This window comes from Saccharibacter sp. 17.LH.SD (assembly GCF_009834805.1).
Lineage (GTDB): Bacteria > Pseudomonadota > Alphaproteobacteria > Acetobacterales > Acetobacteraceae > Saccharibacter.
The window spans coordinates 136347-156692 of record NZ_WVHO01000012.1 but is presented as its reverse complement, the minus strand read 5'-3'; the positions used below and the strand labels follow the sequence as shown (position 1 = coordinate 156692).

General features: G+C 46.9%; 18 protein-coding genes. 5 read left to right on the top strand and 13 right to left on the bottom strand.

What is annotated here, in order from left to right:
- Positions 1 to 13: 13 nt before the first annotated feature.
- The gene (gene cysD, locus GS501_RS09330) at positions 14 to 808 is read right to left on the bottom strand and encodes a sulfate adenylyltransferase subunit CysD (protein WP_160831683.1); all 795 of its coding nucleotides are present in this window, start codon (positions 806 to 808) and stop codon (positions 14 to 16) included.
- Positions 809 to 864: 56 nt separating this feature from the next.
- On the bottom strand, positions 865 to 1599 hold the full coding sequence (locus tag GS501_RS09325; RefSeq protein WP_160831590.1) for a phosphoadenylyl-sulfate reductase: 735 nt from the start codon (positions 1597 to 1599) through the stop codon (positions 865 to 867).
- A gap of 287 nt (positions 1600 to 1886) precedes the next feature.
- Here GS501_RS09325 and GS501_RS09320 point away from each other — a divergent pair, with 287 nt between their 5' ends.
- Genes GS501_RS09320 through radA form a run of 4 tightly spaced genes read left to right on the top strand, consistent with a single transcriptional unit; the run spans position 1887 to position 5994 of the window.
- Positions 1887 to 2915 carry a hypothetical protein gene (locus GS501_RS09320; RefSeq protein ID WP_160831589.1) on the top strand — a complete coding sequence of 343 codons (1029 nt, stop codon included), beginning with the start codon at positions 1887 to 1889 and terminating at the stop codon, positions 2913 to 2915.
- Between the two features lie 50 nt (positions 2916 to 2965).
- Positions 2966 to 3751 carry an ABC transporter permease gene (locus GS501_RS09315; RefSeq protein WP_160831588.1) on the top strand — a complete coding sequence of 262 codons (786 nt, stop codon included), beginning with the start codon at positions 2966 to 2968 and terminating at the stop codon, positions 3749 to 3751.
- Positions 3752 to 3774: 23 nt separating this feature from the next.
- A complete protein-coding gene (locus tag GS501_RS09310) occupies positions 3775 to 4578 on the top strand; it encodes an ABC transporter ATP-binding protein (protein WP_160831587.1) in 804 nt (267 codons plus the stop codon).
- 3 nt (positions 4579 to 4581) lie between these two features.
- Positions 4582 to 5994 (top strand): DNA repair protein RadA, encoded by a 1413-nt coding sequence (radA, locus tag GS501_RS09305; protein ID WP_160831586.1) that lies wholly within the window; start codon positions 4582 to 4584, stop codon positions 5992 to 5994.
- Here radA and GS501_RS09300 read toward each other — a convergent pair.
- Positions 5989 to 6585, bottom strand: a complete 597-nt coding sequence (locus GS501_RS09300) for a YigZ family protein (protein ID WP_160831585.1) — start codon at positions 6583 to 6585, stop codon at positions 5989 to 5991. The two genes, radA and GS501_RS09300, sit on opposite strands and share 6 nt — an antisense overlap.
- A gap of 112 nt (positions 6586 to 6697) precedes the next feature.
- Here GS501_RS09300 and GS501_RS09295 point away from each other — a divergent pair, with 112 nt between their 5' ends.
- Positions 6698 to 9295 (top strand): MMPL family transporter, encoded by a 2598-nt coding sequence (locus GS501_RS09295; RefSeq protein WP_160831584.1) that lies wholly within the window; start codon positions 6698 to 6700, stop codon positions 9293 to 9295.
- 60 nt (positions 9296 to 9355) lie between these two features.
- Here the strand turns inward: GS501_RS09295 and GS501_RS09290 are convergent, their stop codons facing one another.
- The 10 genes from GS501_RS09290 to GS501_RS09245 all read right to left on the bottom strand — a co-directional run bounded on the left by GS501_RS09290 (position 9356) and on the right by GS501_RS09245 (position 19960).
- Positions 9356 to 10942, bottom strand: coding sequence for a cytosine permease (locus GS501_RS09290; RefSeq protein WP_160831583.1), 1587 nt, complete (start codon positions 10940 to 10942; stop codon positions 9356 to 9358).
- Between the two features lie 398 nt (positions 10943 to 11340).
- On the bottom strand, positions 11341 to 12105 hold the full coding sequence (locus GS501_RS09285) for a TSUP family transporter (protein WP_160831582.1): 765 nt from the start codon (positions 12103 to 12105) through the stop codon (positions 11341 to 11343).
- 1 nt (position 12106) lies between these two features.
- Positions 12107 to 12361, bottom strand: coding sequence for a TauD/TfdA family dioxygenase (locus tag GS501_RS09280; RefSeq protein WP_160831581.1), 255 nt, complete (start codon positions 12359 to 12361; stop codon positions 12107 to 12109).
- Positions 12362 to 12531: 170 nt separating this feature from the next.
- The gene (locus GS501_RS09275; RefSeq protein WP_160831580.1) at positions 12532 to 13035 is read right to left on the bottom strand and encodes a hypothetical protein; all 504 of its coding nucleotides are present in this window, start codon (positions 13033 to 13035) and stop codon (positions 12532 to 12534) included.
- Positions 13036 to 13624: 589 nt separating this feature from the next.
- Complete coding sequence (gene wrbA / locus GS501_RS09270; protein ID WP_160831579.1) at positions 13625 to 14329, bottom strand: NAD(P)H:quinone oxidoreductase; 705 nt, start codon at positions 14327 to 14329, stop codon at positions 13625 to 13627.
- 234 nt (positions 14330 to 14563) lie between these two features.
- Positions 14564 to 15892 carry an Nramp family divalent metal transporter gene (locus tag GS501_RS09265; protein ID WP_160831578.1) on the bottom strand — a complete coding sequence of 443 codons (1329 nt, stop codon included), beginning with the start codon at positions 15890 to 15892 and terminating at the stop codon, positions 14564 to 14566.
- A gap of 129 nt (positions 15893 to 16021) precedes the next feature.
- Complete coding sequence (locus GS501_RS09260) at positions 16022 to 17257, bottom strand: FAD/NAD(P)-binding oxidoreductase (protein ID WP_160831577.1); 1236 nt, start codon at positions 17255 to 17257, stop codon at positions 16022 to 16024.
- A gap of 32 nt (positions 17258 to 17289) precedes the next feature.
- The gene (locus GS501_RS09255) at positions 17290 to 17547 is read right to left on the bottom strand and encodes a DUF3297 family protein (RefSeq protein WP_160831576.1); all 258 of its coding nucleotides are present in this window, start codon (positions 17545 to 17547) and stop codon (positions 17290 to 17292) included.
- A gap of 74 nt (positions 17548 to 17621) precedes the next feature.
- Positions 17622 to 18089, bottom strand: a complete 468-nt coding sequence (locus tag GS501_RS09250) for a RidA family protein (protein ID WP_160831575.1) — start codon at positions 18087 to 18089, stop codon at positions 17622 to 17624.
- 92 nt (positions 18090 to 18181) lie between these two features.
- Positions 18182 to 19960 (bottom strand): chloride channel protein, encoded by a 1779-nt coding sequence (locus GS501_RS09245; RefSeq protein ID WP_160831574.1) that lies wholly within the window; start codon positions 19958 to 19960, stop codon positions 18182 to 18184.
- Positions 19961 to 20346: the final 386 nt, after the last annotated feature.

Here is a 20346-nt window from a genome sequence, read left to right as displayed (position 1 = left end):
TTGTCTCCGCTCCTTAGAGATATCCAGCTACACGAAGACGTTCGAAGGCATCTTCCGACTCATGATCCATGGCGCGCCCAGCACGCTCTGATGTGCGGCTATTCTCCAGCTCGGCAATCACTTCAGCGACTGTCGATGCATTACTCTCTATTGGATTTGTAATATCTTGATCACCAAGAGAACGGTACCGTTTACCATTTTTGGCAAAATACAAATCAACCAATGGGATATTCTCACGCTCTATATAGCGCCAAATATCAATCTCTCGCCATGACAGCAGCGGGTGAACACGCACATGCATTCCCTCTTCATGAGGAGTTGCATATTGATCCCAAAATTCTGGGGGCTGATTTCTTACATCCCAACGATGCCCGGCACCTCGTGGGCTAAAAACACGCTCTTTGGCACGCGTTGCCTGCTCATCACGGCGAATTCCCGCGACAACACCACGCAATTTTTCACGTTCAATCAACGCGGCTAGACCTGCCGTTTTCCGCGCTGCAGACCGTGCGGCTGGCGGCAAAGAAGGATCCATTTCTTCAACTGGTGGGCAATAACCTAGCAAAAGATCGAGATTCCACTTACGGACATACTCGTCCCGAAACGCATACATCTCCGGGAATTTTTTCTCCGTATCAACATGCATCACTGGAAAAGGGATATGACCCATGAAGGCTTTCCGCGCGAGCCACACCATAACGTTACTGTCTTTGCCAAGTGACCATAACAACGCCATTGGTTTTAACTTACGATAGGCTTCGCGCAGGATAAAAATGCTCTGGGCTTCTAACTGGTCCAAACCATCCATAATACGCGGTTGTTCGAGGGTCATATACCGCCCTTTCCTAGCTTATCTCTCACCACTCAGCGTGATGCTGAAGAAGTAACAGGTCGATGAATTCCACATTCTGTCTTCATTTTTCCAGCCCAGCGCCCAGCCCGGCTATCTTCACCTGAACCAACAGGACGCGTGCAAGGAGCGCATCCAATGGATAGGTAACCTTGCGACACTAAAGGATGCGGAGGCAAATGGTACTTTTTCATGAATGTTGTGATCTGTTCATGCGTCCAACCCGCCAAAGGATTAAGTTTCACATGACCATCACCCTGCGGCTCTACAATAGGCAAAGCCGCCCGTGTTGCCGCTTGTGAACGTTTCCGCCCCGTAATCCAAATATCGAATGACGGCCACTCTGCGTCCAGTGGTTCCACTTTTCGCAAAGCACAACAAGCATCAGGATCAAACCCAGCCAATTGGTCCTGAGGGTCGCGATCTTTCAAGGCTTGGGCATTAGGTGCCAAGATGCGGACATCCTGCAAATCAAGAAACCGCGTCAGTTCTTCACGATAGGCTAATGTCTCTGGAAAATGACGCTGCGTATCAAGAAAAAAGACAGGGACATACTTATCATGTTCCGCCACCTGCGCGAGAAGAACAGCCGATTCCGCTCCAAAAGAAGAAATAACGGCAACACGCCCTCTAAAATGAGGGAAAAGCCGTGAAAGAAGGAGTGCTACCCTTTTTTCTTCATTTTCAGCACGCTCTGCTTCATCCGCAATGTGCGAGAGAGTGGTTATTTCTTCCTCTGAAAGCGCCATAATTCCTCGCTTCTTTCACTTATTGGGCTACAGACCTACCCCTACATTCATCAGAGTTCAATGCTATTATCAATTAATTAACTATTTTATATAGTCTATTATATTCATTTTCCTTTTTCTGTCTCATAATGGGCCATAACATCTAGACAAAGAAATGATCATGTCGGCAGGCTATCATCCAACTCCAAGACCTCATATAAGGAAGGTCTTACTCGAAAATCCTTGGCCGACAGGGAAGCCTATGTGAAAGCGGCCTCCCCTTTATTCTACTAACCGGGAGTTCATGCGTGAAGAAGCGTCATATTCTGTCCACCTTCCCTTATCTGAAACATGGAAGCGTGTTAGGGATTATACTCTCAGGCTTTTCTTACGCAGTGAGCGCGTATGCTGCTCCAGCACCCCACCATACTGTCCTACCAGGGGATGATCTCGACTTAAGCGTTCCATGCGCTCAAACCCTTATCAAGGTCGATCAAAATTTAAAAACAGGCGTCATTATAGACGAGAATTCAGGCAGCGCCCCGGATATCCAAAACATCAAAGATGGTGCCGAAAACCAGCTTCATATTGCGCTGCACGGATGCCTCTCTACACATCATTTGTCATTACGTCTCTCACCAGGCACAGCGCTAACCCTCCATGATAGCCCACATGCGACTATTACCATCACAGGGACATTATCTACATTAGACACAAGCCTCACAGATGCATCCCTGCATCTAGAACATATCCAATCTTTAGACCTCTCGATGAGTGGCTCATCTGTCGTCCACATTCATCAGCTTGATCGTGCTGCTCAAATCGTTGCTAAAGATCAATCACAGCTCATCATAGACCAAGCATTTCTCTCTGCTTTTTCTGGGCAACTGACCGGCAATAGCCAGCTAACCATTGCTCAAGGCCAAATTGATAACCTCAACCTATCTGTTGCCAACCAAGCCATTGCACATGTTTTAGTGCATACAGGCGCTGCAAACGTCTCCACCAACGACAATGCCATATTAACATTAGGCCAGGTATCTGGCCCCCTTAATCGCTCTGGAAGCGGCCAAATCCATCAAATGGCGCCGCCAGCACCTGCGCCAGCCCCCACAGCACCAGCCCCAATAGCAGCAACAAATGGAACGGACGGTTCTGCCCAAGGGCTCAGCAGCCCGTCTCTTCCGGCTCCCCCCACAACGCCACCACAGCCCGTGACACCTAAACCAACAGCTGAAACACACATAGCTGTGCCGCCACATACGGATAAAACACCCCCGTATACCGCCCCCGCACAAGTCATTCCTAAGACTCCATCTCAACCACAACACGGTTAAGCATTATGATTCTTTTGACGTTGTCCCATAAAGCACGGTAGGGCTGCCAAGTGACTATTCTTTTAACACCTTTCATTGCTCTTGGACGAAATGTTCTCTCTATGCTGCGGCAGGCAGGAGCAATAACCCTTTTTGGCCTTAAAGCCCTCTCTGGCTTAGTGCGGCCACCCTTCTATGCTGGCGTGTTCATACGAACCCTTATTGAAGTCGGTTTTCTCTCACTCCCCGTCGTGGCATTAACGGCTATTTTCTCAGGGGCAGTTATTGCTCTTCAATCCTACACTGGCGTCAGTCACTATCACGCCCAAAATGCTATTGCAGGGATTGTCGTTATCGCCGTTACACGAGAACTCGGCCCCGTGCTTGCTGGACTTATGGTGGCAGGGCGTGTCGGTGCTTCTTTATCCGCACAAATCGGCACAATGCGCGTCACAAACCAAATTGATGCGTTAAGCACTCTTTCAACAGATCCAATGAAATATTTGGTTACTCCGCGGCTACTCGCAGCCACTGTAGCGCTACCTATCTTGGTCGCTATTGCCGATATTCTGGGTGTTTTTGGCGGATTCACCGTTGCTGTTGAAAAGCTGAAATTCAGTCCAGCCGCTTATATGAACGCCACCATTGCCTCACTACATACTATGGATGTCGTTGTCGGGCTCGTCAAAGCCGCTATATTTGGTTTTCTTATCGCTTTGTTGGGATGTTACCACGGATATCATAGTAAGGGAGGCGCAGAGGGCGTGGGGGCTGCGGCTACAGCAACTGTTGTAAGTGCTTCTATTCTCCTCCTTACCTTTGATTACCTGCTGACTGATCTCTTCTTTACTAGTTAACCCCTTTATCCTTGAGTCCCCTTATGACGGCATCACTTCCTCGCATTCGTATTCGCGGTTTAAAAAAGACTTTCGGATCTAAAGTCGTTCTTGATGGTATTGATCTTGATGTTGAAACTGGAACATCAACCGTCATTATTGGGGGATCTGGAACCGGAAAGTCTGTCCTCCTGCGGTGTATCCTCGGCTTGATTGAGCCCGATGAAGGAACCATTGAAATTGATGGAGAAGATGTTCTGCGTGCGCCCGCGCACCGCCAGCGCCACCTTCGCGAACGCATTGGCATGCTGTTCCAAAACGCTGCCTTGTTTGACAGTATGAGCGTCCTGGACAACATCATCTTCGGTCTACACGCAAAGCTCCGAGCCAAAGCTCAACCGATTGTGCATTCTGAGATGAAGCAAGAAGCCATCAACCTCCTCTCACAAGTAGGCCTTGATGCGTCAGTTTCAGAGCTCAGCCCATCTGAACTTTCTGGAGGCATGCAAAAGCGTGTCGGCTTGGCACGTGCTATTGCTGGCCAGCCAGACATTCTTTTCTTTGACGAACCCACAACGGGACTAGACCCCATTATGGGGGCTGTCATTGATGGCCTTATTGTTGATTGCGTCAATCGTTTAGGCTCCACAGCCATCGCCATTACGCACGATATGGCCTCCGCACAACGAATTGGTTACCACGCAGCCATGCTCTACCAAGGCAAACTCATTTGGCAGGGAAATGCTTCAGATTTAATGAAGTCTGGCAACCCGATTGTTGACCAATTCACTCATGGGCGACGTGAGGGCCCCATCAGAACAGAACCGAACAAAACACAAACGTTATAGTAAATGGCCAAAAAACCCACTTCTTTCTTCATCTGCCGAGTCTGCCATACGCGTTACCCTAAATGGACAGGACGCTGTGATCATTGTGGCGAGTGGAATACATTAGAAGAAGAGAAGACGAGTGCCACGCCACGTCGTACACCTCTCAATAAAGCAGGACGCCTGACGACAGCACGCCTAGATGGAAAGGCGCAACCACCTGAACGTATTGATACAGGAATGGCAGAATTAAACCGTGTCCTCGGCAGTGGCCTGGTCCCCGGTTCCGCCGTTCTAGTGGGAGGAGACCCAGGAATCGGCAAATCCACCCTGATGCTCCAAATGACCTGTGCTCTCGCACGCGGCCAGCAATCTGTTCTGTATGTGTCAGGGGAAGAAGCGATTGACCAAATTCGCCTTCGCGCCCAGCGCCTTGAACTTGACCGCTCCCCATCCACTGTCAATGCATTAGAGCTCGCAGCCTCTATCAATGTTGCTGACATTAGCGCCACGCTGGAAGAACGGCGCGTTCATCGCGTCGTCGTAATCGACTCCATTCAAACGATGTGGCACGAAGATGTGGCAAGCGCCCCAGGTTCAGTTTCTCAAGTTAAACACTGCGCCTTCGAACTTATTCGTCTCGCTAAAACGCTCGGTTTTGTTTTAGTCATCATTGGACATGTTACAAAAGAGGGTGCCCTTGCTGGGCCACGCGTCCTAGAACATATGGTCGACGCCGTCCTTTATTTTGAGGGCGATCGCGGCCATCAATTCCGTATTTTACGGGCTGCTAAAAATCGTTTTGGCGCTACTGATGAAATTGGCGTTTTTGCCATGACAGATGTTGGCCTAAGAGAAGTTCCTAATCCATCTGCTCTCTTTCTCGCAGAACGCCACGGGAATATCGCTGGTTCAGCCGTTTTCGCAGGGCTTGAAGGAACACGACCAGTCCTTCTTGAAGTACAAGTGCTTCTCTCGGCTAAAGCAGGAGATGGCGGTGCACGCCGTGCTGTTATCGGTTGGGATAGCTCACGCCTCAGCATGATTCTCGCCGTTTTAGAAGCACGCTGTGGCCTCAAACTCGGCAGTATGGATGTTCATCTTAATGTCACGGGTGGGCTCAAAATTACGGAGCCAGCCGCAGACCTTGCCGTAGCTGCCGCTCTTATTTCGGCAGCAACAGGCCAGCCAACAGCCGCGAATGCTGCTTATTTTGGGGAAGTCGGCCTCTCTGGCGAAATCCGGCAAGTCGCCCAAACGGAACAACGTTTAAAAGAAATCGGCAAATTAGGTTTCCAATACGCTGTGCTCCCCCGCCATGTCGGCAATGCCAACACACGCCCTAAACCACCTAAGGGCCTCATTATACAAGAGACCGGCCATTTAAGTGATCTCGTTGCTCAATTTGCCCCCAAAGCAAACGACGCCTCGTCATAACTCATCGTCTAAATTTACAATTGGCGACTGCCCACGGGTAAGATCTCTCAACCAGTCCGCAACATCCTCCTGATGGGAAGCAGGAACTCCCAGCACCATGGACACGCCTTCTCCCCCGAACTCACAAGCCAACGTTTCAACCTGCCACCCAGGTAACTTCGCCTCTACTTCACTATACACAGAAAATGGGCACAGAAATTGCCATCGCACTCGTGCAATTTTCTCGATTTTTTGTGCTTCCCTCAGGCACGCCGCAGCAGCTCCGCCGTAAGCCCTAACAAGCCCACCCGCGCCTAATTTAACGCCACCAAACCACCGTGTCACAACAACCATGACGCCATCAAAATCTTGCCCCTCAATAGCCGAAAGAATGGGGCGCCCCGCCGTGCCAGAGGGCTCACCATCATCGCTGACACGAAAACGCTGCCCCACCCGAAAGGCCCAGCAATTATGCGTTGCGTCGGGAACAGAGACTTCCGCTAAAAAGGCCATTGCTGCCGCCTCGTCATCAACAGGAGCCGCTAGAGTGCGAAACACACTATGACGAATGATACTTTCATGCTCTGCAATCCCATCAAGAGTCCAAGTCATGTTCACACTCTGCCGTAGAAAAACGTGAATGTCATATCATCCACAAAAAGATATTTCTCCCTACGTAAAGGGGGATAGAAAAAAAACACGAGTGACGCTAAGGGTCTAATCTATGCTCTCTGATATGACTGACAGGCTTAATGCCTTCTGCGTGCGCCATGCTTTATGGATTGTAATGATTTTTGCTCTGCTCTGTGCTGGAGCGGGATGGCTGAGTGTTAATAAACTCGGGATCTCTACGGAGACGGATAAACTCTTTGCTGACTCCCTACCCTGGAAACAGCAGAACGAGACAATTGAGAGATTATTCCCTGGAGAGAAAAATACTCTGGTGGCTGTCATTAGCGCAGCAACACCAGAAGAAGGAAGAGCGGTTGCTCATCAACTTGCACTTACCTTAAAAAAAGACACGCAACATTTTACGTCTGTCACAGAGCCTGCCGCGGACCCATTCTATATCCGCAATGCGTTCTTATTCCTTGATACTAAGGATTTAGAACCCGTGCTGGATTCAACAATTTCCGCACAACCTTTTCTGAGTACACTCGCCGCAGATCCATCAGCACGCGGGTTGTTTAGTACATTCAATCTTATCGCCATTGGCATTAAAAACGGCCAATCCATCCCTAAAAGCTTTTCCACAGCCTTAGACGGTCTTGCCGCCTCGCTTGATCAAGCATCTCGCGGGAATGCTCAGCCTCTTTCTTGGCAAAATCTCCTGGCTGGAAAACTTAGTGAACTGGGCGGGAAATACCAATTTGTCGTTACCCACCCACGGCATGATTTTACATCTTTCGAACCATCCGAAGCTGCTACGCAGGCCATGCAAGCCGCGCTTAATCAAATTCCTATTGTCCAAAACCACCGTGCTCATGCTCTCATTACCGGGGAAGCTAAGCTCAGCGATGAAGAGTTTTCTACCGTCGCTCAGGGAATGCTTTTTGGTCTCATTATTTCCCTTTCCCTTGTCACATTATGGCTTGTTTTAGCCGTTCGTTCCATCCGTATCATCATCCCTGTATTGCTAACACTGATCTCTGGGCTGCTTCTTACAACGGGATTTGCCGCCCTTTGTGTAGGAACGTTAAATCTTATCTCTGTTGCTTTCGCCATTCTCTTTGTCGGAATCGCTGTCGATTTTGCCATTCAATATACTGTGCGCTTCCGCAGTCAAAAAGATGACGATGGCACACCTCTGCCACGCGAAGAAGCTTTAATTCGCACCGGAAAGGAAAGTGGTAACCAGATCTTTGTTGCCGCATTAGCAACAGCTGCAGGCTTTATGGGCTTCATCCCCACCAGTTTTATTGGTGTTGCCCAATTAGGTCTTATTGCTGGTATCGGGATGCTCATTGCCTTTACTTGCACGCTGAGCCTTCTTCCCTCCCTTCTATCGCTCTTCCGGGCAAAACCTGTCGCCAAAAGCAGTGGCTTCGCCTGCCTACACTCGACAGACATGTTCCTTCAACGCCGCCGTCGGCCTGTCATCCTTTGCTTTACCATTCTGGGCTTAATTGGGATCAGCCTCATACCCTTCCTTGATTTTGACTCAGACCCCTTACATACGAAAAACCCTAATACTGAGGGGATGAAAGCTCTCACACTTCTAGAAGAAAACCCCCTGACAACCCCTTATAGTGCTCAGCTTCTCCTCCCCAATGAAGCCTCCGCAAAGCAGCAGGCACAGGAGCTTAGTAAACTTCCCAGCGTGCATGATGTTCTTTGGTTAGAATCCCTCGTTCCAACTGATCAAACCGAGAAGCTTGAACTCATTCACGATGCAGCCGATATTCTGCTTCCTACTCTTGAGGTTGCACAGCCCGAGCCTGCTCCTAATGCTCAAGAGATACGAAATGCGGCAATAAGAACGGTTAAAAGTTTCGATCAGATCGACGCGCAAAAACTCACCCCTGCACTCAAAACAATCCGTGACGCGCTTGATCGTCTGGGTCATGCTTCAGATGCTACAATTATGGAGGCTAATAAAGCTCTTGTCCTTTTCCTCCCAGATGAGCTTTCCCAATTATCTGCTGCCTTAACACCATCCCCAGTCACGATTAACGACATTCCAAACTCTATTCGTGCGGCGTATCTCACAAAAGATGGAGTCTATCGCCTCATTATTCATCCCAAAGGGCGCATGTCCGAAACTCAAACACTTCATCGCTTCGTTCGTGACATTAAAACCGTTAATCCCAATATTTCTGGCCCTGCTCTTGAGATCACAGGAAGTGCTGAGACAATCACACATGCTTTCATTGCGGCCGCGGCACTCGCTATGATGGCGATTTCCTGTATTTTACTCATTACGTTACGCCGTCTTCTCGATACAGTTTTCGTCTTACTCCCGCTTCTCCTTTCATCACTCCTAACTGTCATTCTGATTATTTGTGTGCCAGAGCCCTTGAACTACGCAAACATTATCGCACTCCCTTTGCTCTTAGGCGTAGGCGTGTCGTTCAATATTTACTTCGTCATGAACTGGCGAGCAGGAGTAACCGCACCGTTAACCTCTCCTACAGCGCGAGCAGTACTCTTTTCTGCTCTCACAACAGGTTCTGCTTTTGGATCTCTTGCTGCCTCAGCTCATCCTGGAACAGCAAGCATGGGGCGTCTCCTTCTCCTATCCCTAGGATGCACCCTCCTATGCTCGCTTTTATTTATTCCAGCGTTACTTCCCCCGCAATCGCGCAATAATAACGTAAAATAACGTTGCCTCACGGATCTAGAGAATCATTCTCTAGATCCGTGAAATGAGAATGTTCAACAATCACCGTGATACACTGAGACAAAGAGAACAGATGATTCCCTCTTCTTTATGGGAATACAGAACATCTGGGCGTTCAAACGCCCCATTACATGACTGACACGTATAGAGTGTCGTACTCGCTGTACCATCTGACAGAAAACGTGGTTCTTCAATACCATCATAATCGCGTAATAGGTATGTTTTCCCACCTGTTAACAACGCCATAATAGGCGTCATGATGACAGCCACTCCCAACGCAACCAGAGCTGAATAAGGCTGAACTCCCTGACCTAACCACCCCTCATAAGCAGCAACAGAGGCTAAGGTCGCCGCCAAAAACGATATTACTCCCACTGGGTTAATGCTCCGCAACATTTCACGGCGGAACTCTGGTTCCTTTGGCGACAATCCCAAACAATATTTATTAATCACAATATCTGTTGAAACCGTCATAATCCATGCAATGGCACAATCAGCATAAATGCTCAGAATACTTTGAAGAAATGCAAACATATTGCCTTCCATCAAAGCTAATGCCACGAGAAGATTAAAAACCAAGAACACTAAACGCCCAGGAAAACGTTTCGTGATACGAGTGAAAGCACTCGTCCAGGCTAAAGACCCAGAATAGGCATTCGTCACATTAATCTTAATCTGACTAATAACAACAAGAACGACAGCTAGGACCAACGCCCAAAAAGGCGAAACAACTTCCCTTAACGCCGCAAGAAATTGCTGAACAGGTTCTGTCGCCAGATGAGCGCCGACACGGGTTAGAATAAAAACCCCCAGAAAAGCACCAATAATCTGCTTTAAACTTCCCAAAATGACCCAACCAGGACCTGCCGCAATAACACTTCCCCACCATGAGAGACGATTTGTATCTGTCTTAGGTGGCATAAACCGCAGATAATCAATTTGCTCACCAATCTGAGCCATTAAGGCTAATGCAACTCCTGCCGAAAGCATAATAGACGCCCCATTAAGCGTCTCATGCCCTGACGTCCCCTGAAAATGTATAAAATGCGCTACCGATGAAGGTTGTTTCGCAATGAGATACGCCACGGGTCCAATCATCAGAAAAAGCCATAATGGTGTTGTCCATACCTGCATTTTGGCGAGAGCCTTCATGCCATATAGAACGAATGGGAAAACAATAAGGGTCGAGATGAGATAGCCAAGCCACAAGGGCAGCCCAATCCCCACGGCGAGCCCCTGCGCCATGATCGACCCTTCAAGCGCAAATAAAATACACGTGAAACTGGCAAAAACTAAGGATGTCAGGATTGATCCATTATAACCAAACCCCGATCCACGGGAAATCAAGTCAAGATCGATATTGTACCGCGCCCCATACCATGCGAGCGGAAACGCACTGACAAAAATAATAATCGCTGCAATAAGAATCCCAATAAGAGCATTGGTTGTGCCGTACGCCAAACCAACAGAAGCACCTATGGAAAAGTCGGCAAGATAGGCGATTCCACCTAGAGCCGTCAGGGCAACGGTAAACGGATTCCAACGCCTAAAACTGCGTGGGGCATACCGCAATGGATAGTCATCATGAGATTTTTGATGCCCCCCAGCCTCATTCTTTACGACGTCCATTAAGCCCTCCAATATCTTTTAGTACATCACGGATATTCTATAACGATATAGAAACATTATGTTATAGCCCACCCTCCTAAAAGGACGATGCCTTTATTTATTTTGAAAGACACTTAATCCAAAGGACATCTTCAAGCCCGATTATCAGCTGCTCATTAACAGTGACATTAATACAGGTCTTAAAGCAAGATAGAAGGGAAAATCCATTTATGAGATATTTTTAAAATAAAATACTCATCGTACTGTTTCTATAAACAGCACGAAAAAAATAACCAACACTTCCATCCGTCATGTAATACTATTATAGATAACACTAATTTTTAAAATAATCTTCTAATTTATTATATTATCAGTGTCATTTTTAAAATATGAATCAATCTATAACCTTTAAATCATAATTAATAGTATACCTTTATGAAACTAGACAATATCGACAACAACATAATAGTTGTAAATATTAATTTCAAAAATCGAGAATCCTTATATATCACCATCGACGCACCAGCTTGACCGCCAAGGAAAGACCCAATACCCATTGCTAATGCCCCTGGGTAATCTACTTGGCCGCCAACTGTGAATAACGTTAAGGCTGTAATATTTCCAGCAATGTTAAGTGGTTTCGTATACATTGTTGCAATATTAATTCTAAGATTATAAAGACGATTCAAAGAAATCGTCCATATCGATCCAGTTCCAGGACCAAAGAATCCATTATAAAAACCTATTATCAGTCCCATTGGAATAAGTTTTCTAGGATTTTTTGGCAAATCTTTCTCTAAAGATACTTTATTTTGATTAGGAGAAAAAATATAATATATAAAAAATAATAGTAAAAGCCATGGTATTATTTTATTTGATTGAGATTGAGGGACTATTTGAATAAAAAAAGTACCTATAGAAGAACCTACGATAGTAAAAACAATTCCTAATATGATTTTATGATAATCAACATTCCCAGCCTTCCAAAAGCGAATGGTAGCTGACAACTCCCCAATTGCTGACTGTAATTTATTAGTCCCTAGGGCAGTAACAGCACTCATCCCAGAAAGGGTGAGTACAGGAACCGTTATCAACCCCCCACCGCCGGCCACCGTATCTATTATTCCCGCGATAAACGCAACAAAAAATAACGCGATATGAACAAAACTAAAAAAGTGAGCCATATTATCCAACCACAAGAGAATTTATATCGAATAAATAACTTTCACCCCTCGTCAACTCTCTAATTTTATTAAGGTTTTTCTTTACATATGTTCTTAAAATCAATCTATCCCCAACTATAGCACCCCGACCATGAAGCCCTCTATTGTTGTTAAATATCAGCATATCGCCAGGCTGAATATCTATCTCATTCTTTGCAGAGTCTGCAGCAGCTACCAGTTTTGATATACAATCTCTTGCTTCTTCATCAGTCTCCAAAAAAGGTTTAACATTATATGTTGGGACTTGTATGCAAACCTTATCTTGTTCGTCTTTATAAAGAATACTTTTGGAAGCAGACCAAGCAGACCCACAATTAAAACTTAAGGGAATTTTGAACGTAAACCTTTGAGAAGATAGAATTTCTATCGTCCTATCATCAAGGTAACCTAATATATCTTCAATCTCAGAAAATAGTTACTTGAATGTGATTGATTATGACACCCCAACAACTGTATCCAGTCTGTTCTAACTTCTGGTGTAAGAAAAGCGTCGTCCGTATGCCATCCAAAAAGAGCTTTACCTGAACTAGACTGCGTAATTTCCCGCCCTACACTAGGGCGTATCTCGGCTGCTACTTTGCCATGATTTTGTTGAATATATTGAAAAGGTATACTGTAAAGTGATCCAATGACTAATGCCATTGTTTCTGATTCAGAACCGTCTAAATCTTGTCTATAGTCAACAGCCGGAAGATTTTTAAGTTGTAAACAACTTATTGAACATTCCTTTAATAAATTTAGATCATGCATAACTACAGGAATCCGATCTTTCAACAGTAAAGCATATTCACGTGCCTTTTTGACTGAATTCGAAACCTTCCCATATTGCATAATCGTATCATGAATAACCATCTTTTCGTCATCTGAAATTCGAAGAATTTTAATTGTCATGAATTTTCTCCAGAAAAACCATTAACATAACGTAAGAAAAACTAATTTAATTAAAATTACTTGCAATTGATTTTTTTTTAAATTTTTATTGAAATAAATAATATCGCCTGCTGATGTACGCTATATGGAAAATAGATGCTTCCTGTTACGGCGCAAACGCTCTGCCAGCTCCAGAGCATGACCGCTACGCCCAACGGTATCGTTGCACGATTCCTCTGAACCCCACACTCACAAATTACCAATCTTAAGGTTTCTATAAATCAAGCCATTATAAAGATATTAGCATAATACTTAAAGGAGATCGACACCAGTAGAATAATATTCCTTGAAATCGCTCCAAATACCACCTCTTATTCATAGCCTGATCGACTTTGCAATAGTCTCCTATATAGTAAATAGGTCTAGCTTGTATTTATTTTATGCTGTCCATTCATTAAAAACAACGCATTAACATCTTGCCCACTTCATACATTAGATAAATATAAACCTCAAGAATACCCCATAAAAAAGACCCTCCTTTTGGAGAGCCTTCCTACAATCAACAAACAGGGGAAAATTTATGCTACATTCCCCCCAATGGATGCTGACCTTATTTCTGCGCGAGCTGAGCAACATGTTTCCCCAAGAAACGAGCCCCATCAAGCTCCGTTGCGCTTGGTTGACGTGAGCCATCACCACCAGCGATTGTGGTTGCGCCGTAAGGAGAGCCACCAGCAACTTCATCTACTTTCATCTGCCCTTGGAAACTATAGGGCAAACCGGCAATCGCCATGCCGTGATGAATTAAGTTAGACATCAAAGAGAAAAGCGTGGTCTCTTGGCCACCATGCTGTGTCCCTGTTGAGGTGAATACAGCCCCAATTTTGCCGATCAAAGCACCCTTCAACCATAAGCCACCAGTTTGATCCCAGAAATTTGCCATTTGGGAAGGCAAACGACCAAACCGTGTAGGTGCCCCGATGATGATTGCATCATACTGCGCAAGCTCTTCTGGCTTCGCAATCGGTGCGCTCTGCTCAAGTTTAAAATGATTATCCCGCGCAATAGCCTCGGGTACAATCTCAGGAACTCTTTTCACATCAGCCTCAGCACCGCCCGAACGGGCCCCATCGGCGATCGCGTGAGCCATCGTTTCTATATGACCATAAGAGGAATAATAAAGCACCAACACACGTGCTGCTTTTTGCTCCGGTTGTTTTGCTGGGGCAGCCTTCTGTGGAGCTGGGGTAGCTTTCTGCGGAGCTGGCTCTTCGCCCCCAGATAAAAATTTACGAAGTGACGACCAAAATGACATAACTTATATCCTTACACTCATTACAAGACAGACTCTCACTCCATCCCGCTCCATCATATTCTCTCTTCAAGATCTGCCCTCATGACGGAAGTAACCATTCTATAGCGCTCTCTTGCACGAGATAACATCCTTGTTCCACAGCGATATCTTTTCACCTTTTCACAGACGAGCCACAATATCGCTACCGTCAATTTAGAAACCCTACGTTACGCAATTGTTCTTTCAGGACAAAAACTATCCAATTACAGCGTCATTAAGCAGTTTTAAATTCAATCCAACGATAATCGCAACCACAACCCATGAGACTATGATCCATGGACGAGACAAACGAAATGCCCCCATAATTTTCCGGCTTGAAACAAACATCACAAGCGGAATAATCGCAAAAGGCAGCTGCATAGAGAGGACGATCTGACTAAATACAAGAAGCGCGCCTACTTTTCCCTGCCCATAAAACCCGACAATAATAAGCACCGGAAGCACAGCTAACCCCCGCGTGACCAAACGCCTGGCCCAATAGGGAAGTCGCAAATGAAGGAAGCCTTCCATCACAATTTGACCTGCCAAAGTGCCTGTTACCGTCGAATTTGTTCCGGCCGCTAAAAGCGCCACAGCAAAAAGCGTCGATGCCAGGCCAAAACCTAATATCGGTGACAATAAACGCCACGCATCACTGATCTCTGCCACATCATGATGGCCTGTCCGATAAAAAGCCGCTGCCGCAACAATGAGAATAGCCGCATTAATAAAAAGCGCTAGGGTTAACGCTATCGTACTGTCCCATGTTGCCCAGCGCAGTGCTTCTTTTCTGCCATCATATGTCCGTTCATAGTCACGACTCTGCACAAGTGATGAATGCAAATAAAGATTATGCGGCATAACCGTTGCACCAACGATCCCGATAGCAACGTACAGCATATCGGAATTTGTGATTAACTGAGAGGACGGTAAAAATCCTTTCAAGATTTCCCCTACTTCAGGAGAAGACGCAACAAGCTGAATGCCAAAACAAACAGCGATAATCCCTAACAACGTCATGACGAAGGCTTCCAAAGCACGGAAGCCCCAACGCATGAGCAATAGGACAAGAAACACATCGAAAACTGAAATGACCGTTCCCAAAAGAATTGGAAACCCAAAAAGCAGCTGTAACGCGACGGCTGTCCCAATTACTTCGGCCAGATCACACGCAATAATCGCCAGCTCACATGTGAACCAAAGCGGCATACGAAGCCACCCAGGCAACCATTCTCGGCACGCTTGTGCCAGATCATGTCCCGTTACAATTCCTAACCGTGCAGAAAGAGCCTGAAGAATAACGGCCATAATATTTGATAATAAAATGGCAAACAGCAATGTGTAGCCAAATTCGGCCCCCCCCTGAAGGTCCGTAGCCCAATTGCCGGGATCCATATACCCGACGGCCACCATGTAACCGGGCCCAACAAACGCTAAAAACCGACGAAGCCAGAAACTCGCTCGCCCAGGAACGGAAACGAGGTTTTTAGGATAAACGGTAGAAACCGACGGATGCTGACTGGCTGGATGCGTATAGTGGTCCATATGACTTTCACTATAGAGTTATATTCTCTTATTTCAAAAGACCGAATAGTTGCGTTCTCACAAAAAAGGTAGATCCCAATCTCTTGGAATCTACCTCTCCTAAATGGTCTATTCGAGACAATATAACGCTTACGATCTATTGAGCACTTTATGCTTAATTTTCGGATCAATTCCTTTGAGCATACCGTACCAATATAAACGCGGGAAAACCTCTGTTTTTAGAAACCATGCAAAACGGCTAGGCTTGCGTTGGTCATATGGGAAACTTGGCGCCACCTTACCGCCATACAAAAATTCTGCCAGGACCACACGCCCATAAGCCACTGTGAGCGGACACGCACCATAACCGTCATAATGGCCCGAAAGCGGTTTCCCAGCCAACGAATTCAGTACATTTTCCGCAACAATAGGCGCTTGATCACGGGCAGCAGCCGCTGTCTTAGCGTTGCTCGTTCCGATCACATCCCCTAGGCCGAAAATCGTGTCATATTTCTTATGACGCAGCGTCTGTGGGTCAACATCAAGCCAACCATTTTCATTCGCTAATACGCTGTTTTTGACGAAATCAGGAGCGCTCTGCGGCGGAACAACATGTAACATGTCAAAAGACCGTACAACCGTCTCATCAGTCCCAACACGCTGGAATGTCGCTTCCTTCTTTTCACCATCCACAGCAATCAGATTTTCTTTCTGATGTACGTTAACTCCATAATAATCCATTGTTTTCTGGAGTGTTGGCACAAAGTAAGGCACACCAAAAAGCGCATCGCCTGCCATGCAAAAATGCACATTGATGTGATGCAACACCCCTTCTCGCCGCCAATAATCAGACGACAAGTAAACCGCTTTTTGAGGCGCCCCTGCACATTTGATCGGCATCGGTGGCTGTGTGAAAATGGCCGTTCCCTGGCCTAAATGGCGCACACACTCCCATGTATACGCTGCGCTATCACGATCATAATTCGACGTAACACCATTGCGCCCTAACGTTTCCTTCAAACCGGGAATTTGACCCCAATTTAGTTGGATTCCTGGGCACACAACAAGCCGATGATACCCGACTACTTTTCCACTCTCCAGAGTGACACTGTGCTCATCTGGCTGGAAAGAATGCACACCCTCACGCAGCCATGTCACACGCGGGGGTATTAAGCCCCCTTCTTGTCGCAACGTTTGTGCGGTCGTCATCACGCCCGCTCCGACAAGCGTCCAGGCTGGCTGATAAGCATGAGTTGATGACGGATCAATGACCGCAATGGTCAAACCAGGATTCTGACGCCGTAAGCGCGCAGCAACAGATAATCCTCCGGCCCCGCCCCCAACAATAACAACAGAATAACGTTCCACGTGGTCTGCCTCTGCCATACTCAGCCTCCTCGTTATACGTCTTAAACGACCTAGGACGATGCTTGCTCGTCTTTATCCTTAAACCAAACCTCAACCGGCCCAGATAATTTCAATGTCATAGGGCGCCCTTTACGATCCAAACTGCGCCCTACTGATACACGAATCCACCCTTCGCTCAGGCAATATTCCTCAACATTTGTGCGTTCTTCCCCTTTAAAACGCACACCAATGCCACGAGCGAGCACTTCTTCATTGAAATACGGGCTATCTGGATAAATCGACAAACGATCGGGTAACGTTTCACTCATGAACAATATGGTCCTCTCAAGTATCTGTGTCACGTCATCTTACAAAGAATAGGCTCAGACTGTAACCTTTTCCTTTATGCCACCTCAATGATCGCTTCTATTTCAACAGGAGCATCCAGCGGCAGACTTGGCACGCCAACGGTTGATCGAGCATGAGCGCCACTCTCTCCAAAAATCGCAACCGACAAATCCGATGCACCATTCATCACAACAGCATGATTGGTAAAGTCTGGTGTACACGCCATAAACCCACCCAACCTAACAACACGGCGTACGCGTGACAGATCACCTTTCAACGCCGCTTTAACTTGTGCCACCACATTGATCAGACAAGCCCGTGCCGCCTCGCTCCCTTGTTGCTGAGAAACGTCCGCCCCGAGCTTCCCTGTATAAAGCAACTCTCCGTCTACCAACGGTAACTGCCCTGATACGATCAACAAATTACCTGTTTGAATAACAGGACGATAATTAGCCACAGGGGCTGCTGCCTCAGGTAATGTAATCCCCAACTCAGCTAAACGCGCATCAATCGTTGCCGTCATGTTTCTTCTCCAAATCTGGTCTTTACAGGTTCTTTACCCTGCGCTGCCTTTTCATCCTTGCCAAGCCCAGACCATACAATAGAGAAAATCAATTAAACTGGGAAACGATCCTCCCCGGCCAAATCCCGACGACATCGTTCCAATTCAGCAGCATAGCGCCGCAACGTATCATGCTCACTCAACTCTCCAACCACTTGTCGAGAAACACGATCTTCAACCACAACAAGTACATCAGCCTCCGCTTCAGAAAAAGCTTCTAAAGCTTCACGAGCACTCATCTGGGGAACCAACATATTGTCTCTCAAATGAGCCAAGGTCACGATAGAATCATCAGAAGGTTGTACTGCATTGAGTTCTGCAATAAGCACTAACCCCTCATAGCGCCCTTCTGTATCCATCACGACAAGACGCTGCCCGGTACCCAGCGGAAAAAGAGCTTGTGCTTGTGCAATTGATGTTGTGATCGGGAGATTCCGCACACGATCATGCATCAATCTCTGCACCGTCAAAAACCGCATCCACCCTACATCAATAGCTGAGCGGATTGATTCACCTCTCACATGAAAACGCCATGTCGTAAAACTATATCCAAACAAACGTCGGACAGTTAAAAACGATAGAACCACGGAAAGCACCACTCCGCCCCCAATGGAGACACTCCCCGTCATTTCAAGCATCATACAGATGATCGTCATGGGGCCACCAATAATGGCTACCGCCATCGCACTCATGCCAATAAGGGAACAAACCGTGAGATCATGCGTCAACAATCCATACGAAGATAAAACGGCACCATAAGCCTCCCCCGCAAGAGCGCCTAAATAGAGAGAGGCAAAAAACAAACCACCGCGAAACCCAGAACCTATTGATAAACACGACGCAAGGGCTTTGCTAAAAAAGAACAGTAAAGCCATTTTCGGCATGACATACCCTTGCAAGACACGCCGCATACCCGCGTGACCCGCAGACAAAACAGACGGATATGACGCTGCCAAGAAAGCGACCAAAACACCACCTAAAACAGGCCTCAACCATTTGGGCACGGGTAAACGCCGAAACAGCGCTTCTGTCTGCGTCACGCAATACATGATCGCTATCGCGCTCAACGCACAGCTCACACTCAGAAGAGCCACCCCTATGCTGTCATGCCAGCCCATATGCCATGTTACAGACACCAGAATGGCCGTATTGATCCCCCCAACCATATTCATAACGCCAACACCTGCCACTGACGCTACAGCGACCGGACATAGGTTGGATAACGAATAGGTGCCAATGATGAGTTCAAAAGCGTAAAAGGCCCCGGCGATGGGAGCATCAAATGCCGAACCAATGGCCCCGGCTGCCCCTGCCCCCACCAACACACGCACATCTTCTCGACGCACATGGAATACTTGCCCTAAACGCGAGCCTAGGGCGGCAGCAATTTGTGTAAATCCCGCCTCTAACCCAATAGAGGCTCCTGCCCCGTTCGATATAAGCGTCTGCACGACAATAATCAGACTATCCCGAATAGACATGCGCCCGCCATGCAACGCATTTGCTTCTACTGGGTCAACGGGACGTCGTTTCATAACACGGCTCACGGTCATGCCGAACAAACCAACCGCTAAGCCCCCACCACCGAGCGCTAAAAGACAGCGCCAAAGCGGCAAGGAGGACAAACCTGAAAGACGCCCGCTATTATGCAACCCATAAAAAACCGCATGAGCAGCAAGAGTAATACGCGTAATGGCCAACACACACAGGCCACCTAACGCACCGACAAGTGCAGCCAATACAGTAAGCCCAATCTCACTCCGCCGGATGACCGCACGCCAGGCAATGGGAGCATGAAGGCTATAACGATCCCAGCCTTCAAGCAGACGCATAATTATTTCTTCCTTCTGGTCATCGTTCACGTTTCACGTTGGGCTGCACCCATACCATAGGAAAGAAACAAAACGGGAATGATAAAAATTTTCTTCTTTCGGCATTACCCCAACAAAACAGCTCGACATATTGGAGTTTCCGTCTCTCTTCACGAAGGAAGAACACTATCTTGAAAGCCTGAACAAGATAAAGATACCCTCTCCATCCCACTGACGGACCACATCTTTTATATTGGAGCGTAACACTAGCTCACCCGTATCCATTACGGAAACAGAACTAAGTTGCGTAACGCCAAACTATATGAATTATTTATAAACAATACCAATGATCATCGTTATACAAGAATCCTCCTCCACCCCATAAAAGCGAACTTTTTCTTCTCACT